Consider the following 18,943-nt stretch of genomic DNA (forward strand, 5'->3'; position numbering starts at 1 on the left):
GACTATTTAAGTCACATACACTTTAATATATAGTTATATAACAAAATATTTATGCGCATCTTCTCTAGTTGGTAGAGGTTGTGCTTTTACACATGTATCTCCTATAAAAACATCATAAGTATTTTCTGGCAAAGTTTTAGTAAAAGTCAAAATTATTCTAGCACTTAAATTTTTATCTTCTTGAGTTGCATTATTTGATAATAATGAGAATGGTCCAGGTATTTCATCGGCTTTAATTCTTAGATATTTATCATTAATTGCATTTTCAAGAAATTCATTCTCTGCTTGATTTCTTCCAATAACAAGTTTTGCACCATCAGGGAGTCTTAAGTGACGACCATTTTTAAGTACGTCTATATCTTCTACATGTAAAGAGTCATGTTTTAAAAATTCTCTCATTTTTTTTGTAAAGTTAGTATCAGTTAAAAGACAACCACCTCCAGGACTTTGAAAATCTTCCCAACCAAAATCTTCAGCCATTTGGAGTTGCGTCTCTCTTCCTCGACCACTTATGTCTAAAAGTTTTTCTCTATCTACCCAGCCTTCACGTTCTGGCTTGGTTGGCTCCATATTTTTAGCACACATTGGTCTTAGGATTAAATCTTCTTCATCTAGAGCTAGTTTTTTTACCAAATCCATAGCTTCTGCCCTTTGACTCATAGGACGTTGCCCTAAGATTTCGCCAGTAACCATAAAACTTGCATCAAACTCTTTTAAATACTCTTTAGCTATTCTAAACATAAAAGCATGACAATCTATACAAGGATTGAAATGTTTACCATATCCATATTTTGGGTTGAAAAGAACTTTTTTAATATAATCATCTCTCACATCAATGATTTTAAAATCTGCTCCTGCAAGTTCGGCTCTTTTTTTCATAGTTTCGCTAACATCAGTTCTGCTTCCAAAACCTATGTTCATATGTATTGCTGTTACTTTAATTCCTTGTAGTGTCATTAGCTTAATAGCAAGCATGCTATCAAGTCCTCCACTAAATAGTGCTAAGGCTCTCATACTGTACTAATTTTCCTTGTTTTAATTTAAATATATTTTCTTGAATTTTGCGAATTGCAAAACTTTTGTTTTTATAATCCATATTTGAACTTTTTACTTTTGTAAGTTCATTGTGGTAAAAACTTATTAAAAAGTTTATCATAGAAGCTATCAATTCATCTTCATCATAAACTTTTATATCATCTCTTAAGAGAATTCTTCTCAAACTTGGATCTTCTTTTTCATTTTGTAAAAGTTTTGAAAGTTCCATGTTATGAGTTTTAAACATATTGACATCAATTGTATCTAAAAGCGTGTCAATAAAATTGGGCTTGGTCAATAAAGTTTTTATAATAGTAAGTTCTAAAGTATCTTCAAAAGCTGTTTTTTGCTGTTTGAGTCTATTTGACTGGTGTGTTTGTACTTTTACTAAATTTGGATTGATATTGAGTGAGCCTGAAAGCATCCCAGCATAACTATTAGCAATAGAACTAGGTAATGTTTTGAGGTAGCTACTTCCTTCTTCTAATGCTTTTTGTTTTTCTAGTGGATCTTGTAGATTGTATTTTTTTACTATTTTGTCAATTGCAAATTCTATAAAAGGTTGTGGATTGTGAAAAAGTTTATTAAGTTTATCACTTTGTCCATGTTGCACCATATCAGCAGGATCCATACCTTCAGTAAAAAGTACAACACCTCCACTAATACCTACTGTACTTAACATTAAAGCAGCTTTAAGTGCAGCAGCTACTCCTGCATTATCCCCATCATAAGCTAAAATAACTTTTGGATTTCCTCTACTAATAAGAGGAATATGTTCTTTTGTTAATGCAGTTCCAAGTGTAGCAACAGCATTGGTAAAACCTGCTTGATGGAGCATAATAACATCAAGGTAGCCTTCTGTAATAATAATAGATTTTGTTTGGTATATACTCTCTTTTGCAAAGTTGTATCCATAGAGGAGGTAAGATTTATTAAAAAGTTTTGTTTGGGGTGAATTGACATATTTGGCTTGATGACCACTAATGGTTCTGCCTCCAAAACCAACTATTTTCCCACTTACTGATCGGATTGGAAAAGTAATTCGTTCTATAAATCTGGCATAGTTTCTTCCGTTTTCTCCAGTTCCAGCGACACCAGCTTCAATAGCTTCTGCAATATTGTAGCCATTGGAACTTAAAAAGTTAAGATTCTCAGGTGAGCTTGGGGCATATCCTAATTCAAATTTTTCAATACTTGCTTCGCCAATACCTCTGTCTTTTATATACTTTAGTGCATCTGTTTTTGCATCTAAATTTTTTCTAAAATACATATTGATATTTTCCAAAAGTTTTCTATCTTCTTTTATTTTTCCATCATCTGAAGTGTAATCAAGAGAAAAATTGTACATTGAAGCGAGTTTTTCTAAACTTTCTGGATACGAGAGTTTTTCATACTCCATAACAAAACGAATAGGATCACCTCCAGCTCCACAACTAAAACAATGGTATATTTGTTTAGAGGGGCTTACTACAAGGCTAGGGTTGCTATCGTCATGAAAAGGACAAACACATTTCCAATTTGCACCATTTTTTTTAAGTTCTATATAGTGTCCTACAACATCAACAATATCAAGTCTTGCTTTTAAATTTTCTATTGAGTTATTGTCGATCATTTTATTGTCTCCTTTTTACTGAGCTATCATCAGTAAAACATCCTATTACTGAATTACAAAGTAAACTTTTGTTGCATTTGTTTTTTGGGAGGACAGCCATAGCTATTATACATCTCATATTGCTATTATACTAAATTTGGTATAATAGACTCCTTTTGGAAAGGGAGGAATATTTTGGGTAGTTTTTTTATCGAGTATCGTGACCCTATGTTTGGTCTTATTATTCTTTTTGCCACGATTTTTGTAATCTCCTTTGTAAACTATTGGTGGGGTGCTTATAAGAGTAAAGAAGAAAAAGATGGTATTGAAGATTTTATAAAACGTTTTGAAATAGTAAGTGATGAAGGAGAGTTTAAATCTCTTTTAAAAGACAAAACTATTCCTTTAGAATCTTTAGCTCTTTTGGCTCATGGGTATAGCAAAAGTGGAGATTTTGAAAAAGCAATTGGATTGTACCTTTTAGCTTTAGAAAGAACAAAACATAGAGAACAAAAAAAATATATATTAACTGAACTTGGTAGAACCTACTTTAGTGCAGGATTTTTAAGAAGAAGTTGTGAAGTCTTTTTAGATTCTTTAAAATTGCATCCTAGGAATGAAGAGTCTTTAAAATATTTAAGCGTAAGTTATGAAAAACTAAAAGAGTACAACAGAGCTATTGAAGTACTTGATTCTTTAGAAGAACTTGGAGCACAAGTAACAAAACAACGAGACTATTTAAAATCACTTTCTATTATTTATGATTACAAACTTAGTAATTCCGAAAAAATAAAAAAATTGACTAGTATGCTTGAAACGGCACCATTCTTGCAAAGAAAAATATTTGAATTTTGGCAAGTAACCCAAACAGAAGTGGATTTAAAACTTTTTGAAACTTTTGATCATAAAAAACTTTTAGATTTACTTTGGTTAGCAGATCAAAAGTGGTTTGATATATCTACATGTAAAGCACCACTATTGCAAGAAATAAGTAGTGCAAGGGGTTTAATTGAGCCTATAAAAGAAGACAATCAATATTTTGAATTAGAAGTATTATCAAACTTAAATTCTGTTGGATATTCTAAAGCGTCATTGAATTTTGAGTATATTTGCGAAGAGTGTAAAAATAGTTTTCCTGTACATTTTAACAGATGTCCAAGTTGTCAAGCAATAGAAAGTGCAAATATAGAGCCAATTATTACAAAAGAGATTTATGAAGAAAATATCTCTTTTCAATAAAGCTTTATTAGATAGTTCAAAATTTAGTGAATAAGAAAATTTAATTGATATAAAAAGAAGTGTGATGGAAGTACGAGAGGCGAAGCCGAAAAATTAAAGGAGAAAATTATATGAGTCAATCATTAGAAAATTTACAAAAGCGTCTGGATTATCAGTTTGAAGATAAAAATCTGATAATCGAGGCACTTACTCATAAAAGTTATAAAAAACCTTATAACAATGAGCGATTAGAATTTTTAGGTGATGCAGTTTTAGATTTGATTGTTGGAGAGTATCTTTATATGAAATTTCCTCATGTTCCTGAGGGAGATTTATCTAAACTAAGAGCATCGTTAGTAAATGAAAAAGGTTTTGAAAAATTAGCTAAAGTTTTGAATTTAGGAGAGTGTATATATCTTTCGGTTGCAGAAGAAAATAACAATGGAAGAAAAAAACCTTCTCTTCTTTCAAATGCTTTTGAAGCAATTATTGGGGCTCTTTATTTAGAAGCGGGACTTATAAAGGTACATGATGTTGTAATTCCTCTTTTAGAATTGACTTATCCTAGGATTGATTTAGATACTATATTTAAAGATTATAAAACTACACTGCAAGAATTTACACAAGCCAATCAAGGAATAACTCCAGAATATACTTTAGAGAGTTCTTCCGGACCAGACCATAAAAAAGAGTTTGTAATCTCTGTGAATATTCATGGACGTCAAATTTCTTCTGCAAAAGGTAAAAGTAAAAAAGAAGCACAGCAAAATGCAGCACAAATCGCATTAGAAATACTTGCTAAAGGAGAGATATGAATTCATTTGGTAAAAAGTTTAGTTTTACTACTTTTGGTGAGTCACATGGGAAGGCTATAGGCTGTGTGATAGATGGAGTTCCTGCAGGACTTACGATAGATGAAGGTTTTATACAAGCCCAACTTGATAGAAGAAAACCTGGACAAAATAAGTTTGCAACTTCGAGAAATGAAGGGGATAAAGTAGAAATCCTTAGTGGAGTTTTTGAAGGACAAAGTACAGGAACCCCAATAGCACTTGTGATTTTTAATGAAAATCAAAAAAGTAAAGATTATACCAATATAAAAGATATTTTTAGGCCAGGTCATGCTGATTTTACGTATTTTCATAAATATGGACTTAGGGACTATAGAGGCGGAGGAAGAAGTAGTGCCAGAGAAACAGCTGCAAGAGTAGCTGCTGGAGCAATTGCAAAGATAATGTTGAATGAGCTTGGAATTGAAGTGCAAAGCGGTGTATGTGGTATTGGAGGAATCAATACTACTCAATACGATTTTGATGCAGTCAAAGAGAGTCAAATCTATGCACTAGATAAAAACAAAGAAGAAGAGTGGAAAGAAACAATACTTGCAGCAAAAAATAGTCATGATTCTGTAGGGGGAGTAGCTCTTGTAAGAGTAAAAAATGCTCCTATTGGTCTTGGTGAACCACTCTATTATAAATTAGATGCAATTTTTGCAGAAGCTATGATGGGAATAAATGGCGTCAAAGCTGTTGAGATTGGTGAAGGTATGAATGCTTCGAGTCTACAAGGTTCCACCAATAATGACTCTATTACAAAAGAGGGTTTTGTAAGTAATCATAGTGGAGGAATACTTGGTGGGATTAGTAATGGTGATGATATAGATATAAAAGTATATTTTAAACCAACACCATCAATATTTATTAATCAACAAACTGTTGATATAAATAATGAGGAGCATAATTGTGCTCTTAAAGGAAGACACGATCCTTGTATTGCAGTAAGAGGAAGTGTGGTTGCTGAATCAATGGCGGCATTAGTTATAGCAGATATGTTACTTTTAAATATGAGTGCAAAGATGGCAAATGTCAAAAAAGTTTTTTGTTAGTTTTATATTACTATTTTTTGTATCTATAGGAGTTTTCTTTACTGTCATGGATATGATGGAGGCTAAAAAAAAGGTAAAAATAGAATCAATAAAACCTAAAAAAGTAAAAAAATATTCTTATAGAAAGTATTTACATGTAAAGAATTTTTATGAGAGTATTGCGAAGCAGAGTGTAGAAATAGGTTTAAAATATAATGTTCCTCCAGCAGCTCTTTTAGCAATAGCAGGAGTAGAATCTGGTTATGGAAGAGGATATGTTGCAAAAATAACAGGCAATATTTTAAGTTTAGGTGCTGCTCGAGGAGAGCCAGAACTTCCAGCTTTGTATCTTCCAAATTTAAAAAAAGATAGTAGTAAAATACTGTATTCAAAAGAAAAAATAGATAATTTTGATAAAATGGAGGTAGAGTGGAAAAAAAGACCTGCGAGTCTAAAAAAAGATTATAGACCAGAAGGCATAGCGGGAAGTAGCAAAAAATTGGACTTTTTTGATAAGAATTTAGAAAAAAAAGTTCAGGCGAATGTGCAATGTATGGAAGATTTTGCAAAACAGTGGATAAGTAAAGATAAGAAGTTTAAACCTTTTGTAGAGGCTAGGGTCATGTTAGATAAACAAGTAAAATTGCATTCAAGTGATATTTTATTTGATGAAAAATTAAATGAAGATTTTATCAAAATGATAAGTGGAAAAAAGAATTCATTTAATTATAGAAAAACATGGGCACCTAAAGTTATATTGATTATGAAAAAAACAGGTTTAGTTGAGCTTGTCAAATCTTTACATGTAAGTGATAAAAATTTTAAGGAGATTTGGAAAACGAGTAGCTAAGTTGATGCAAAAACAATAAGGATCCATTGTGAATCAAACAAAGCAAGATATAACAATAAACGATGATGATACATTAACATTTATGGATGAAGGTTCTACGTTTGAAGAAAACAGTGAAGATAAATGGAAAATCTTAGTCGTTGATGATGAGCAAGCAATACATGCTGTTACAAATATTGTTTTAAAAACTTTCTCATTAGACAACAAAAAAACTACTATTTTAAATGCCTATAACATACCTCAAGCAAAAGAATTTTTGACAACACACAAAGATATAGCATTAATCCTTTTAGATGTAGTAATGGAAACAGATAGTGCTGGATTAGACTTAGTTAAGTATATAAGAAATGATTTAAAAAACAATGATATAAAAATAATTATAAGAACAGGTCAAGCAGGACTTGCCCCTGAACTTGAAGTTATTAAAAAGTATGATATTGATGATTATAAAGAAAAAACAGATTTAAGTAATGTAAAACTTTTTAGCACTATCTATGCTGCAATAAAATCTTACAGAGATATCCAAAAACTGAAAAAACTTCAAAAAGAGCTAGAAAAAAAAGAGTCTTTATTAAATAAAGCACAAAATTTATCTAGAATGGGTTGTTGGGAATGGGATATATATAAAGATGAAGTAGTATGTTCTGATGCAGCTTATAAAATTTTAGAATTGGACATAAAACCTAAACATAGCCGACAAGTTTTTTTAGATTTTGTTCATCCAGATGACTTAGAAAAACGCGCAAAAGTCATCAATAAAGTAATAGAAACGGCAGAGCCATATAGTTTGGAATATCGTGTAGTTTTAAAAAATGGCGATATTTTATATATGGATGAAAAAGGTGAAGCTATCACAGATGAGAATGGAAAAGCTATTAAATTATTTGGAGTATCAATAGATATTACAAAACAAAAAGAAGTCGAAAGAGTAAAAGAAGAAAATGAACTCATACAAAGACAACTGTATAAACAAAAACTAAAAGAGAATGAACAAAAGAAAATAGCAGATGCGAAAGACTCTTTTTTAATCCTTTTTACACATGAGTTAAAAACACCATTGAATGCTATTATAAATTTTAATAAATACTTATTAAAGCATGTTCATGCAGATACAATTGATAAAATACCTCTTTTAAAAAGAGAAAAATTACTAAAACAAATCGATATAAGTGCAACCCAAATGCTAGACGATGTAACAAAAATATTAGAGCTTAGTAAAATTAGATCAAATAAACTTGAATATAAAATATCTTCTTTTAACCTATGTGATGTTCTGACAGAGATTATTGAAAACCATGATGCTTTGTGTGAAGAAAAAGGTGTAGGTTTATCTGTGCAGTATGCTTCAAAACAACTTTATGTACAAAGTGATGCGTATCGATTAGGACAAATATTTGCAAATGTTATCTCTAATGCTATAAAATATTCTAAAGGCAAAGTACACATAAGTGTAAATAATGTTGATGATAAATATATTGTAATAATACAAGATAATGGTCCTGGTATGTTAGATACAGAAAAAGCTTTTGATCTTTTTGAGCAATTTGATTCAAGTATTACTAAAAGAAGTAAACAAGGAACAGGAATAGGACTGAATTTTGTAAAGTATCTTTGTCAAGATTTAAATATAGAGTATAAGCTAAATAAATCACAAGAACTTGGTGGATTAAGTTTTGAGCTTTTAATAAATAAAAGTAGTAAATAGTTATGAATATTGAAGTATCAATAAAAAAACTTAAAAAAAGAGTTTATATTTTATTAGCAACTACTGTATTCGTTTTTTTTATTGCATTATTAGTGCTATTTATATATTTAGAGAGTAGCCATGTAAGTGCACAAGAAAAAAGGTTTCATAATAATTTTATTACATCAAAAAAAGAAAGTTTAGACTATACCATTCATAAATATAGATCATATATAAAAACAATGAGTGATATTGATATCATGAAAAATTATATTAAAAATGAAGATAGAAAAAAATTGCAACTTTTTATGAAAGATAGATTGGCACTTCTTAAAAAAGAAAATCCATATATTAAAGTATTTCATTTTTATTTTGACAACACAAGTCCTTCTTTGAAATTGGATAATGCAAAAGCATTGATTGAAAAAGTTCATAAAAATCAAAAGACTATATATAGCCATGAAAGATTAGATGATAAAGTTATTCTTTCCATAGTTATGCCTATGTTTGATCAAAAAAATTATATAGGTGCATTTAAAATAGGGATAGATTTAGATTATTTTGTTCAAAAGATCAAGAAAGAATTGAAATGTCCTAGTTATGTATTTTTAAAAAGTAATAATTCATCATCAGAGAAAGAGTTTTTTCTCATAAGCAAAGTTGATAAAACACAGCAGAATATTTTAAATAGTATTGATAAAAAAAGTTTTTTTCAAAATAGTCACAAATTTAGTCTTGATCATAAAGAGTATATAGCTAATGTTGTAGATATAAAAAATGTCTCACAAGATGTTATAGCGAAACTTCTTTGTATTAACGATATAACTTATATTAAAGTTATTAATTTTAAAGTCATTAGTCATTTTATATTTTTCTCATTGTTGATATTTTTAATTCTTCTGTTTTTTTTAAAGAAAAAGATAAAAGTTTTAGAAAGAATATTAACAAAATTGCATAAAAAACATTCAAACAAATTAAATAATTTAAATAATGTATTACAAGTGATCTTAGATATCAATAAAAATATAATCAAAATAAAAGACAAAGATTTGTTATTAGAAAAAGTTTGTGAGATTTTAGTGCAAAGTAATCTTTTTAGTAGTGTTTGGATAGTTAAGTCTAGAAAAGATGGTTGTTTAAAAAAAGTGATTGAAAAAGGTTTAGAAGCAAGTTTTACAGCTTTTAATGAAGAAATATTAGCTGGTAAAATACCAGAATGTATAAAGAGTATGGCAGATAAAAAGTTAGTTTATATTCACAATAGAGAAGAATTTTGTCAAGAATGCACTTTAAAAGAGTTACAACATCAAGACTCATTGATTGTGTTAAAACTTGAATACCAAAGTAAAGTATATGGATACATGGGTGCTTCAGTATCAACAAAAAATCTGAATGAAAAAAGAATAAATAGACTACTTGTTGAGGTGGCTGAAAATATTGCATTTTCTTTATACAATATAGAGTTAGAAGAGAAACAAAAACAAGCAAAAATTCAACTTATGCAACATAAAGAACAACTTGAAGAGTTAGTACAGCAAAGAACAATGAAACTAAATGAGTCTTTAGAAAAATTACAAAATACACAAAATAGTCTTATTGAAGCAGAAAAAATGTCAGCCTTGGGAAGATTAGTTGCAGGTGTTGCTCATGAAATAAATACTCCTATTGGACTAGGAATCACAAGTATGAGTCATTTTATAGGTCAAACTAAAAGGTTAAATAATCTGCATAAAACGAACCAGATGAAAAAAAGTTCTTTTGAAGAGTATTTAAATGAATCGACAATTTTAGCAAATATTACTTTTGAAAATCTCAAACGAGCAGCAGAACTTATAAGAAGTTTTAAACAAATATCAGTAGATCAAATAAACTTAGAAAAAAGAGAGTTTTTCTTAAGAGCATATGTTGAAGAAACATTTTTAAGTTTTTTTAATAAGATAAAAAAGACAAAGATAAAAGTAGAATTAAATTGTGATGAGAATATTGAAATACAAACATACCCTGGAGCGTTATCTCAGATAATTACAAATCTTGTTATGAACTCATTGATTCATGGTTACAATGAAGATAGTGAAGGGACGATAAGGTTAGACTTTACTGTAGAGAATGCAACACTTCATTTAGTATATAAAGATGATGGAAAAGGAATAAGTGATGTAAATATTAAAAAGATATTTGATCCATTTTTTACTACTAAAAGAGGTAAAGGTGGAACTGGTCTAGGATTAAATGTTATTTATAACATAATAGTGCAACAGTTAAAAGGCACAATAGAATGTATAAGTAAAGAGGGAGAAGGGGTAGAGTTTATTATAGAGATACCTTTAGAAAAGTCTTTAGTATAGTTTTTATAATTTATATATTTTTCATATCATCTTGCTATAATTTATAGTATTAAGATTTTAAGGAGGTCAATATGAACGCTTATCAATATGCAATGCGTATGGAGAATGAAGCAGAAAAGTTTTATAGAGATTTAGCTAATAAATGTTCAGATACATCAATAAAAGGTGTTTTTGAAATGTTAGCAGACGAAGAGCTTAAACATTTTAAAGTTTTTGAGAAAATGGCACAAAATGAAGAATTACCTAGTATTGAAAATATAGACATAAAAGCTAGAGCAAAAGATATATTTTCAAAAATTAAATCATGTAATAGAAGATATTCTTTTACTAATGATCAAGTTTTATATTATGAAAAAGCTGCTCAAGTTGAAGAGGATGCGTATCAGTTTTATCTCAAAAAAGCAGAAGAAATGGAAGACTCTAAACAAAAAGAAGCATTTATCCTTATAGCGAAAGAAGAACAGAAACATCAAATTCTTATGGAAAATATAGCAAGTTTTGTTGCTTCTCCTGATACTTGGTTAGAGAGTGCAGAGTTTTATAATATTATCAAAGATTAGTTCATGTTGAGCCATTCTTAAAAAAGGGTAGGCTCTCTCAAACTTTTGATTTTAAAACTTTTTCTATGAATTTTTGAGTATCCAAATTTCTCAATTTCTTTTACATGTAAAGCTGTTCCATAACCTTTATGTTTAGTAAAACTGTAGTTTGAATATTCTTCGGCTATGGAGTACATGTAACGGTCACGACTCACTTTTGCAAGTATACTCGCAGCACTCACTTCTGCTACTTTAGCATCTGCTTTTATCATAGTCTCAATCCCCTGAACACCAAAAGAGCTATTGCCATCCATAAGAATTTTACATTTGTTATCAATTTTTAAAAAATAATCTTTGATTGTTTGTATGCTATATCCTAAGCAATAACTAAGTCCTTTTTTATCTACCATTTCATTATCACAAAAAACTATTTTGTATTGTGTATTTTCTTTGATATCTTCAAAAAGAGTTTCTCTCTTTTTTTCACTAAGTTGTTTTGAATCATTTAACCCATCTATCTTTTTATTTATAATAACACCAGCTACAACTAATGGACCAGCAATACAACCTCGTCCCGCTTCATCTATTCCACATAACATGTGACTCCTTTTTTTCTATTAATCTTGCAATGCCCAATCCCAATAAGGAAGGATTGTGCATTTTATATTTTTTAACCAAAATTCTCCTTCATTTCCTATCGTTACTATTTCTATTTTTTTTAATTCTAATTCTTTTACATGTAAAAGAATTTTTTGCAATTTTATTTTAATTAAATCTTCTGTTAAAAAAGGAATACAAAAAACTCCATAATCTTTTTGAGGTATATATAAATCTATAAAATCTGTATAGTATATTTTATAATCTTTTTTCATAAGTTCTAAAAAAACCATATTTTCAAATCGTTTTAAAAACTCCTTTTTAAAAGTAAGGGCATTTTTCAAAGCAAAGTCAATTAAAAAAAGTTTTTTATTCGCTTTTGGAGAGTTATATTTTTCTACTAAAAACAACATTTTTTCAGATTCAAGTTTTTTTACTTTTTTATAAAGATTATCTTTTGAAATTTTTATAGAGGTCTTAAGTTGATTATATATTTGAAAAAGTGATATTTTAGAACTTTGGAATTCACTAAACTTTTTAAATATTAAAAACTCTATAGGGTCCTTTATCATTACATGTAATAATTCTTGCATTGCTGAATATATATTGTTGGAGTTATTTAAAACTATTTGAGGGTATGAGCCAATATTTGTGTATATATTAAAAAGATGTTCAATATTAAAATGTCTTTTATCAAAAGATATAAATTCCTCAAAATCTAAAGGGTATAAAGTTAATATTTCATAGTTTTCTATTTTTTTATCACATGTGAGGATAATTTCTTCCACATTAGGGAGTTCAAATGAAAAGTCATAATTTTCAATAACCAAGATTTTAATAGGATTTAGTTTTATAAATTTATGTATATTTTGTGCAATTTTTTTGTTCTCAACTCTTTCATCTTTTAAATCTATATATAAAACATTTTCATCATCAAAATTTTGTAAATAATCTATAATTAAAAAAGTTTTGCCTGCTTTTTTTACACCATTGATGATTGTTTTTTTACTATTTATAGATATTTTTCTTGCAAAATATTGCATATTTTTATGTTTTGTTTCATATAAAATTTCTAAAGAATTCATTTAATCACTTTTTATTTTTAATTCTAAGTATTCTAATCTTTTCCTTATTAAAAGGAAATAAAATTAGTTAAAAAATGAAAAACATCCCTATATACTTGACTTTTAAAGAAAATTTCAGTAAAATCACGGTCCTTATATAGTCATTCTTAGAAGTGACAAGTTCTTTTTAGGGGTAAACATGGAAAAAATTAGACTTAAACTCAAGGCGTATGACCATAGAGTTTTAGACAGATCTGTTGCAGCTATTATAGAAGCTGTTAAGCGAACTGGAGCTGAAATTAGAGGCCCAATTCCTATGCCAACGAAAATAAAGCGCTATACAGTGCTTAAATCACCACACGTTAACAAGAAATCAAGAGAACAATTTGAAATGAGAGTACATGGCCGTATGATAGATATCGTATCTGCTACGACTGACACAATCGATTCATTAATGAAACTTGACTTGGCACCTGAGGTGAATGTTGAAGTTAGAGCAATGGGTAAATAGGGAGTAAATGATGGAATATATAGTAGAAAAAATCGGAATGAGCAGAACTATTGCAGTACCGAGTGTTCCTGTAACTTTACTTAAAGTAGTGGAAGCAAAAGTTTGTGAAGTAGATGAATCTAAGCGTGCAATTGTAGCATATGCAAGTGGCAAAAAAATGAATAAAGCAATCGCTGGTCAACAAAAAAAATATGACCTAAGTGCTGAATTTAATCGTTTTGTTACTATGGATGTTGTAAATGCAGAAGCTGGAGCTTTAGATACAGCACCATTAAGTGAAGCAAAAAATTTAAAAGTTAGTTTTAACTCTAAAGGTAGAGGTTTCGCTGGTGTTATTAAACGTCATGGATTTGCGGGTGGACCTGCAAGTCACGGTAGCCGTTTTCATAGACACGGTGGTTCAATCGGTAATGCTGAATGGCCTGGACGTGTTCAAAAAGGTAGAAAAATGCCTGGACATTATGGAAATGCAAAAGTTACAGTTAAAAATGATGTAGTATCTTTTGATGCAGAAAATGGCATTTTAGCGGTTAAGGGAGCAGTTCCTGGCGCAAATGGTGCAATGGGTAGAGTAAGGATAGTTAAATGAGTAGTGCAATCGTACTAAATGATAAATTTGAAAACTCAGGCAAGTTAGACCTTCCTGCGAAATATGAAGAGATCAATTCTCATAACTTACACATATATGTTAAATCATATTTAGCGGCATTACGTGCTAACACTGCTTCGACTAAAAGTAGAAGTGCTGTAAGTGGTGGTGGTAAAAAACCTTTTGCACAAAAAGGTGGCGGTAGAGCACGTGCTGGTAGTAGAACTAACCCTGTATGGGTAGGTGGTGGTATTGCTTTTGGACCAAGAGCAAATAGAAACTATGACCAAAAAGTTAATAAAAAGCAAAAAAGATTAGCGTTAGAATTCGCATTAAATGAAAAAGCACAAAATGGTGCACTTTTTGTTGTAGATTCTATAGCGGTTGAGTCTGGTAAAACAAAAGATGCTGCTGCGATTATAAAATCAATAGGCGCAAGAGATACACTGATTGTAAAAGATCTAGTAGATGAGAAAACGTTTTTAGCATTTAGAAATGTTCCAAACGCTTATTTAGTAGAATCAAATGAACTAAACGCATATTTAGCTACAGCATTTTATGCCGTAGTGATTGAAAAATCAGTGCTTGAAACAATAGCAAAAGAGGGCTAATTATGGCAGATATTACTGATATTAAAGCAATACTTTATACTGAAAAGAGCTTAAGCCTTCAAGAGAATGGTACAGTTGTTATTCAAACATCAACTAGAATGACTAAAAACCGTCTTAAAGAAGTGCTTAAAGAGTACTTTGGCTTCACTCCTATTAAAGTAAACTCAATGAGATGCTTAGGAAAAGTAAAAAGATTTAAAGGTATCCAAGGTAAACGTAATGATTTTAAAAAATTCTACGTTCAACTACCTGAGGGTGCTCAACTAGAAAATGTAGAGGTGTAATATGGCAATTAAATCATATAAACCATATACTCCGAGTCGTAGATATGTTACTGGCTTGGATTCAAGCGATATTACTGCTAAAGCGAGTGTTCCTTCATTATTGAAAAAGCTTCCTGTAACTGCAGGTAGAAATAACAATGGTAGAATCACATCTCGTCATAAGCAAGGTGGAGCAAAAAAACTTTATAGAATCATTGATTTTAAAAGAAGAAAATTTGACGTTCCAGGAACAGTTGAAGCAATTGAATATGATCCAAATAGAACTTGTCGTATAGCACTTATTAGTTATGCTGATGGTGACAAAAGATATATTCTTCAACCAAGTGGTTTAAAAGTTGGGGATATTGTTGAAGCAAGAGAATCTGGACTAGATATTAAACCTGGTAATGCAATGAAAATGAAAAATATCCCAGTTGGTACAATCATTCATAACATCGAAATGAAACCTGGTAAAGGTGGACAGATGGCAAGAAGTGCTGGTGGATATGCTCAACTTATGGGTAAAGAAGAAAAATACGTTGTTCTTAGATTACCATCTGGTGAAATGAGACAAGTACTTTCAGAATGTATGGCAACAATCGGTACAGTTGGATGTGAAGACTGGGCAAATGTTGTTATTGGTAAAGCTGGACGTAGTCGTCATCGTGGTATTAGACCACAAACTCGTGGTTCTGCGATGAATCCAATCGATCACCCTCATGGTGGTGGTGAAGGTAAAACGAACTCAGGTCGTCATCCGGTTACTCCTTGGGGTAAACCAACTAAGGGTGCTAAGACTCGTCGTAAAAAAGCGAGTGACAAACTGATTATTTCTAGAAAAAAAGGAAGATAGATGGCTAGATCGCTAAAAAAAGGTCCTTTTGTTGATGATCATTTACTTAAAAAAGTAGTGAAAGCAAAAGAAGAGAAATCAAACAAGCCGATCAAGACATGGTCTCGTAGAAGTACTATTACTCCTGATATGATTGGTTTAACACTGAACGTACATAATGGAAGAAATTTTGTACCTGTATATGTAACTGAAAATCATATTGGTTATAAATTAGGTGAGTTTGCTCCAACGCGTACATTTAAGGGCCATAAGGGCTCTGTTCAAAAGAAAATTGGTAAGTAGGTAGATATGAGTAAAGCAATATTAAAATTTATCAGATTATCTCCTATTAAAGCTAGATTAGTAGCACGTGAAGTACAAGGTATGAATGCAGAATTAGCATTAGCAAGTTTAGACTTTATGCCTAATAAGGGTGCGAAAATTATATCTAAAGTGATTGCAAGTGCAGTGGCTAATGGTGGATTTGAACCAGAAGAGGTTGTTATTTCATCTTGTAGAGTAGATAGAGGTCCTGTTCTTAAAAGATTTAGACCTAGAGCAAGAGGAAGTGCGAGTGGTATCAGAAAACCAACTTCACATGTATTTGTTGAAGTAACTAAAGCTGCAAAGAAGGAAGACTAAGATGGGTCAAAAAGTAAATCCAATTGGTTTAAGACTTGGAATCAATAGAAACTGGGATTCAAGATGGTTTCCTGGAGAAAATTTAGCGGCAAATATTGGTGAAGACTACAAAATTAGAAAGTTTTTGAAAAAAGAACTTTACTATGCTGGTGTTAGCCAAATTCTTATCGAAAGAACTGCTAAAAAATTAAGAGTTACAGTTGTTGCTGCAAGACCTGGTATCATTATTGGTAAAAAAGGTGCAGATATCGAGAAGTTAAGAGTTAAACTTAATAAGCTTATCGGTAAAGACGTTAATGTAAATATTAAAGAAGAGAGAAAGCCACAAGCTTCTGCACAATTAGCAGCTGAAAATGTTGCTATGCAATTAGAGCGTCGTGTTGCTTTTAGAAGAGCTATGAAAAAAGTTATTCAAGGTGCTCAAAAGTCTGGTGCAAAAGGTATTAAAATATCTGTTTCTGGTAGACTTGGTGGTGCTGAGATGGCTAGAACTGAGTGGTATTTAGAAGGTAGAGTTCCTTTACATACACTTAGAGCTAAAATAGATTACGGTTTTGCAGAAGCTCATACAACATACGGAATTATCGGTATTAAAGTATGGATCTTTAAAGGCGAAGTACTTACTACAGGTATTCAAGCTGAGCCAAAAGAAGAGGCTAATAAACCAAGAAAACCAAGAAGAGGTAAGAACTAATGTTAATGCCTAAAAGAACAAAATACAAAAAGCAAATGAAAGGCCGTAATCGTGGTAAATCATTTAGAGGTAATACTATCTCTTTTGGTGATATCGCGTTAAAAGCTACAGAAGCTGGTCGTATAGATTCACGTCAAATAGAAGCAGCTCGTATTGCATATACAAGACACGTTAAGCGTCAAGCAAAAACATGGATTCGTGTATTCCCGGATAAACCACTTACAGCTAAACCACTTGAAACAAGAATGGGTAAAGGTAAGGGTGCTGTTGATAGATGGGTTATGAATATTAAGCCTGGTAGAATCATTTTTGAAATGGCAGGCGTTAGTGAAGAGTTAGCTCGTGAAGCTCTTACTCTAGCTATGCATAAGTTACCTTTCAAAACAAAGATAGTTACGAAAGAGATCGAAAATGAAATATACTGATTTAAATGAAAAATCTGCAATTGAATTAGCAGAATTATTAAAAGAAAAAAAGGTTCTTTTGTTTACAGTAAAACAAAAGTTAAAGACAATGCAACTAACTAACTCAAATGAGATTAGAGAAGTTAGAAGAGATATTGCACGTATTAGTACGGCTATTTCGGCTCAAAATAAGTGATTAGGGGTAAGTAATGGCATTAAAAAGAGAAATACAAGGCGTAGTTGTACAAAAAACTGGTGATAAAACAGCAACAGTTTTGGTAGAAAGACGTGTTATGCACCCTAAATATCGTAAAATTGTTAAACGTTTTAAGAAATTTCTTGTACATGACGAGAGCAACCAAGCAAAAGCTGGTGATGTTGTAAAAGCTGTTGAATGTAGACCAATCTCAAAAAGAAAATCTTTTAGATTAACTACTATAGTTACAGTGGGAGTTGAATAATGATACAAGGTTTTACTAGATTAGCTGTTGCAGATAACACTGGTGCTAAAGAAATTATGTGTATTAAAGTTCTTGGTGGTTCTAAGCGTCGTTATGCGACTGTAGGTGACGTTATTGTTGCTTCTGTTAAAAAAGTTTTACCAACAGGTAAAGTGAAAAAAGGACAGGTAGTAAAAGCGGTAATCGTTAGAACTAAAAAAGAAATACAAAGAGAAAATGGCTCACTTATCAGATTTGATGAGAATGCAGCTGTTATTCTTAATGATAAAAAAGAACCAATTGGAACAAGAATTTTTGGACCTGTTGGTAGAGAAGTGAGATATTCTGGTTTTATGAAGATTGTATCACTAGCTCCGGAGGTGCTTTAATGGCAACTAAATTTAAAATTAAAAAAGGCGATAGTGTAAAAATTATTGCTGGTGATGATAAGGGCAAAGTAGCTAAAGTACTTCAAGTACTTACAAAATCTTCAAAAGTTATTGTTGAGGGTTGTAAAGTAGCTAAAAAAGCAATTAAGCCTGATGACAAAAATCCTAATGGTGGATTTGTAAATAAAGAAATGCCAATTAACATTTCTAATGTTGCAAAAGTAGAGGGTGAATAATGAACAGATTAAAAGCTAGATATCAAGCTGAGATAAAAGATGCTCTTGTAAAAGAATTTGACATCAAAAACCCTATGCTAATTCCTGCTTTAGAAAAAGTTGTTATTAGTGTTGGTGCTGGTGATGATGGTAAAGATAGTAAAATTTTACAAAATATTGTAGATACAATATCTTTAATTTCTGGACAAAAAGCACAAGTAAAAAATGCTAAGAAATCTGTAGCGGGTTTCAAAGTAAGAGAAGGTTATCCTGTAGGCGTTAAAGTTACTATCCGTAATGAACAAATGTATGCATTCTTGGACAAACTGATTTCAGTTGCACTTCCAAGAGTTAAGGATTTCCGTGGATTACCAAGAACTGGTTTTGACGGACGTGCAAACTATAATTTTGGTTTAACTGAGCAATTGATGTTCCCAGAAGTTCTTTTTGATAATGTTTTAAAGACTCATGGAATGAACATAACAATTGTTACAACTGCTGCTAATGATAAGCAAGCTTTTAAGCTTCTTGAATTAGTTGGTATTCCGTTCGCGAAGGGCAAGTAA

25 protein-coding genes are annotated in these 18,943 nt (G+C 30.8%); 21 read left to right on the top strand and 4 right to left on the bottom strand.

Annotated features, from left to right (window positions below; all coding sequences use genetic code 11):
- Positions 1-33 precede the first annotated feature (33 nt).
- On the bottom strand, positions 34-1,014 hold the full coding sequence (locus tag K354_RS0103110) for an argininosuccinate synthase domain-containing protein (RefSeq protein ID WP_024954052.1): 981 nt from the start codon (positions 1,012-1,014) through the stop codon (positions 34-36).
- Positions 992-2,647, bottom strand: a complete 1,656-nt coding sequence (gene dnaG / locus K354_RS0103115; RefSeq protein WP_024954053.1) for a DNA primase — start codon at positions 2,645-2,647, stop codon at positions 992-994. The genes K354_RS0103110 and dnaG overlap by 23 nt, the downstream gene beginning before the upstream one ends.
- A gap of 174 nt (positions 2,648-2,821) precedes the next feature.
- On the opposite strand from dnaG, the gene K354_RS0103120 reads away from it, so the two are divergent.
- From K354_RS0103120 to K354_RS0103150, 7 genes are all read left to right on the top strand, one after another.
- Positions 2,822-3,865 (top strand): tetratricopeptide repeat protein, encoded by a 1,044-nt coding sequence (locus K354_RS0103120; RefSeq protein ID WP_024954054.1) that lies wholly within the window; start codon positions 2,822-2,824, stop codon positions 3,863-3,865.
- A 110-nt stretch (positions 3,866-3,975) separates the two neighbouring features.
- Positions 3,976-4,659 (top strand): ribonuclease III, encoded by a 684-nt coding sequence (rnc, locus tag K354_RS0103125; protein ID WP_024954055.1) that lies wholly within the window; start codon positions 3,976-3,978, stop codon positions 4,657-4,659.
- On the top strand, positions 4,656-5,729 hold the full coding sequence (gene aroC, locus K354_RS0103130; RefSeq protein ID WP_024954056.1) for a chorismate synthase: 1,074 nt from the start codon (positions 4,656-4,658) through the stop codon (positions 5,727-5,729). Before rnc ends, aroC begins: the two co-directional genes overlap by 4 nt.
- Complete coding sequence (locus K354_RS13845) at positions 5,707-6,558, top strand: glucosaminidase domain-containing protein (protein WP_024954057.1); 852 nt, start codon at positions 5,707-5,709, stop codon at positions 6,556-6,558. The genes aroC and K354_RS13845 overlap by 23 nt, the downstream gene beginning before the upstream one ends.
- A gap of 28 nt (positions 6,559-6,586) precedes the next feature.
- Complete coding sequence (locus tag K354_RS14565; RefSeq protein WP_024954058.1) at positions 6,587-8,263, top strand: ATP-binding protein; 1,677 nt, start codon at positions 6,587-6,589, stop codon at positions 8,261-8,263.
- Positions 8,264-8,265: 2 nt separating this feature from the next.
- Complete coding sequence (locus K354_RS14570; RefSeq protein WP_024954059.1) at positions 8,266-10,587, top strand: GAF domain-containing sensor histidine kinase; 2,322 nt, start codon at positions 8,266-8,268, stop codon at positions 10,585-10,587.
- Between the two features lie 71 nt (positions 10,588-10,658).
- Complete coding sequence (locus K354_RS0103150; RefSeq protein WP_024954060.1) at positions 10,659-11,147, top strand: ferritin-like domain-containing protein; 489 nt, start codon at positions 10,659-10,661, stop codon at positions 11,145-11,147.
- Positions 11,148-11,164: 17 nt separating this feature from the next.
- On the opposite strand, the gene K354_RS0103155 is transcribed toward K354_RS0103150, so the two are convergent.
- Together K354_RS0103155 and K354_RS0103160 are read right to left on the bottom strand one after the other, a co-directional pair.
- The gene (locus K354_RS0103155) at positions 11,165-11,725 is read right to left on the bottom strand and encodes a ribonuclease HII (RefSeq protein ID WP_024954061.1); all 561 of its coding nucleotides are present in this window, start codon (positions 11,723-11,725) and stop codon (positions 11,165-11,167) included.
- Positions 11,726-11,743: 18 nt separating this feature from the next.
- On the bottom strand, positions 11,744-12,808 hold the full coding sequence (locus K354_RS0103160; RefSeq protein WP_024954062.1) for an ATP-binding protein: 1,065 nt from the start codon (positions 12,806-12,808) through the stop codon (positions 11,744-11,746).
- Positions 12,809-12,986: 178 nt separating this feature from the next.
- On the opposite strand from K354_RS0103160, the gene rpsJ reads away from it, so the two are divergent.
- Genes rpsJ through rplE form a run of 14 tightly spaced genes read left to right on the top strand, consistent with a single transcriptional unit; the run spans position 12,987 to position 18,943 of the window.
- Positions 12,987-13,298 carry a 30S ribosomal protein S10 gene (rpsJ, locus tag K354_RS0103165; RefSeq protein WP_024954063.1) on the top strand — a complete coding sequence of 104 codons (312 nt, stop codon included), beginning with the start codon at positions 12,987-12,989 and terminating at the stop codon, positions 13,296-13,298.
- A gap of 10 nt (positions 13,299-13,308) precedes the next feature.
- Positions 13,309-13,887, top strand: coding sequence for a 50S ribosomal protein L3 (rplC, locus tag K354_RS0103170; protein ID WP_024954064.1), 579 nt, complete (start codon positions 13,309-13,311; stop codon positions 13,885-13,887).
- A complete protein-coding gene (gene rplD / locus K354_RS0103175; protein WP_024954065.1) occupies positions 13,884-14,498 on the top strand; it encodes a 50S ribosomal protein L4 in 615 nt (204 codons plus the stop codon). The genes rplC and rplD overlap by 4 nt, the downstream gene beginning before the upstream one ends.
- Before the next feature lie 2 nt (positions 14,499-14,500).
- The gene (locus K354_RS0103180; RefSeq protein WP_024954066.1) at positions 14,501-14,782 is read left to right on the top strand and encodes a 50S ribosomal protein L23; all 282 of its coding nucleotides are present in this window, start codon (positions 14,501-14,503) and stop codon (positions 14,780-14,782) included.
- A 1-nt stretch (position 14,783) separates the two neighbouring features.
- On the top strand, positions 14,784-15,614 hold the full coding sequence (gene rplB / locus K354_RS0103185) for a 50S ribosomal protein L2 (protein WP_024954067.1): 831 nt from the start codon (positions 14,784-14,786) through the stop codon (positions 15,612-15,614).
- Entirely contained in the window at positions 15,615-15,896 is a 282-nt protein-coding gene (gene rpsS, locus K354_RS0103190; protein ID WP_024954068.1) for a 30S ribosomal protein S19, read from the top strand.
- A gap of 6 nt (positions 15,897-15,902) precedes the next feature.
- Positions 15,903-16,235 (top strand): 50S ribosomal protein L22, encoded by a 333-nt coding sequence (rplV, locus tag K354_RS0103195; protein WP_024954069.1) that lies wholly within the window; start codon positions 15,903-15,905, stop codon positions 16,233-16,235.
- 1 nt (position 16,236) lies between these two features.
- Positions 16,237-16,929 carry a 30S ribosomal protein S3 gene (gene rpsC, locus K354_RS0103200; RefSeq protein WP_024954070.1) on the top strand — a complete coding sequence of 231 codons (693 nt, stop codon included), beginning with the start codon at positions 16,237-16,239 and terminating at the stop codon, positions 16,927-16,929.
- Positions 16,929-17,354 (top strand): 50S ribosomal protein L16, encoded by a 426-nt coding sequence (gene rplP, locus K354_RS0103205; protein ID WP_024954071.1) that lies wholly within the window; start codon positions 16,929-16,931, stop codon positions 17,352-17,354. Before rpsC ends, rplP begins: the two co-directional genes overlap by 1 nt.
- On the top strand, positions 17,341-17,529 hold the full coding sequence (gene rpmC, locus K354_RS0103210) for a 50S ribosomal protein L29 (RefSeq protein WP_024954072.1): 189 nt from the start codon (positions 17,341-17,343) through the stop codon (positions 17,527-17,529). The genes rplP and rpmC overlap by 14 nt, the downstream gene beginning before the upstream one ends.
- A gap of 13 nt (positions 17,530-17,542) precedes the next feature.
- On the top strand, positions 17,543-17,794 hold the full coding sequence (rpsQ, locus tag K354_RS0103215; RefSeq protein WP_024954073.1) for a 30S ribosomal protein S17: 252 nt from the start codon (positions 17,543-17,545) through the stop codon (positions 17,792-17,794).
- A complete protein-coding gene (gene rplN, locus K354_RS0103220) occupies positions 17,794-18,162 on the top strand; it encodes a 50S ribosomal protein L14 (RefSeq protein WP_024954074.1) in 369 nt (122 codons plus the stop codon). Before rpsQ ends, rplN begins: the two co-directional genes overlap by 1 nt.
- Positions 18,162-18,398: a 50S ribosomal protein L24 gene (gene rplX / locus K354_RS0103225; RefSeq protein WP_024954075.1), complete on the top strand. Its 237-nt coding sequence runs from the start codon at positions 18,162-18,164 to the stop codon at positions 18,396-18,398. The genes rplN and rplX overlap by 1 nt, the downstream gene beginning before the upstream one ends.
- A complete protein-coding gene (gene rplE / locus K354_RS0103230) occupies positions 18,398-18,943 on the top strand; it encodes a 50S ribosomal protein L5 (protein ID WP_024954076.1) in 546 nt (181 codons plus the stop codon). Before rplX ends, rplE begins: the two co-directional genes overlap by 1 nt.

The sequence above is a fragment of the Sulfurospirillum arcachonense DSM 9755 genome (assembly GCF_000597725.1).
GTDB lineage: Bacteria > Campylobacterota > Campylobacteria > Campylobacterales > Sulfurospirillaceae > Sulfurospirillum_A > Sulfurospirillum_A arcachonense.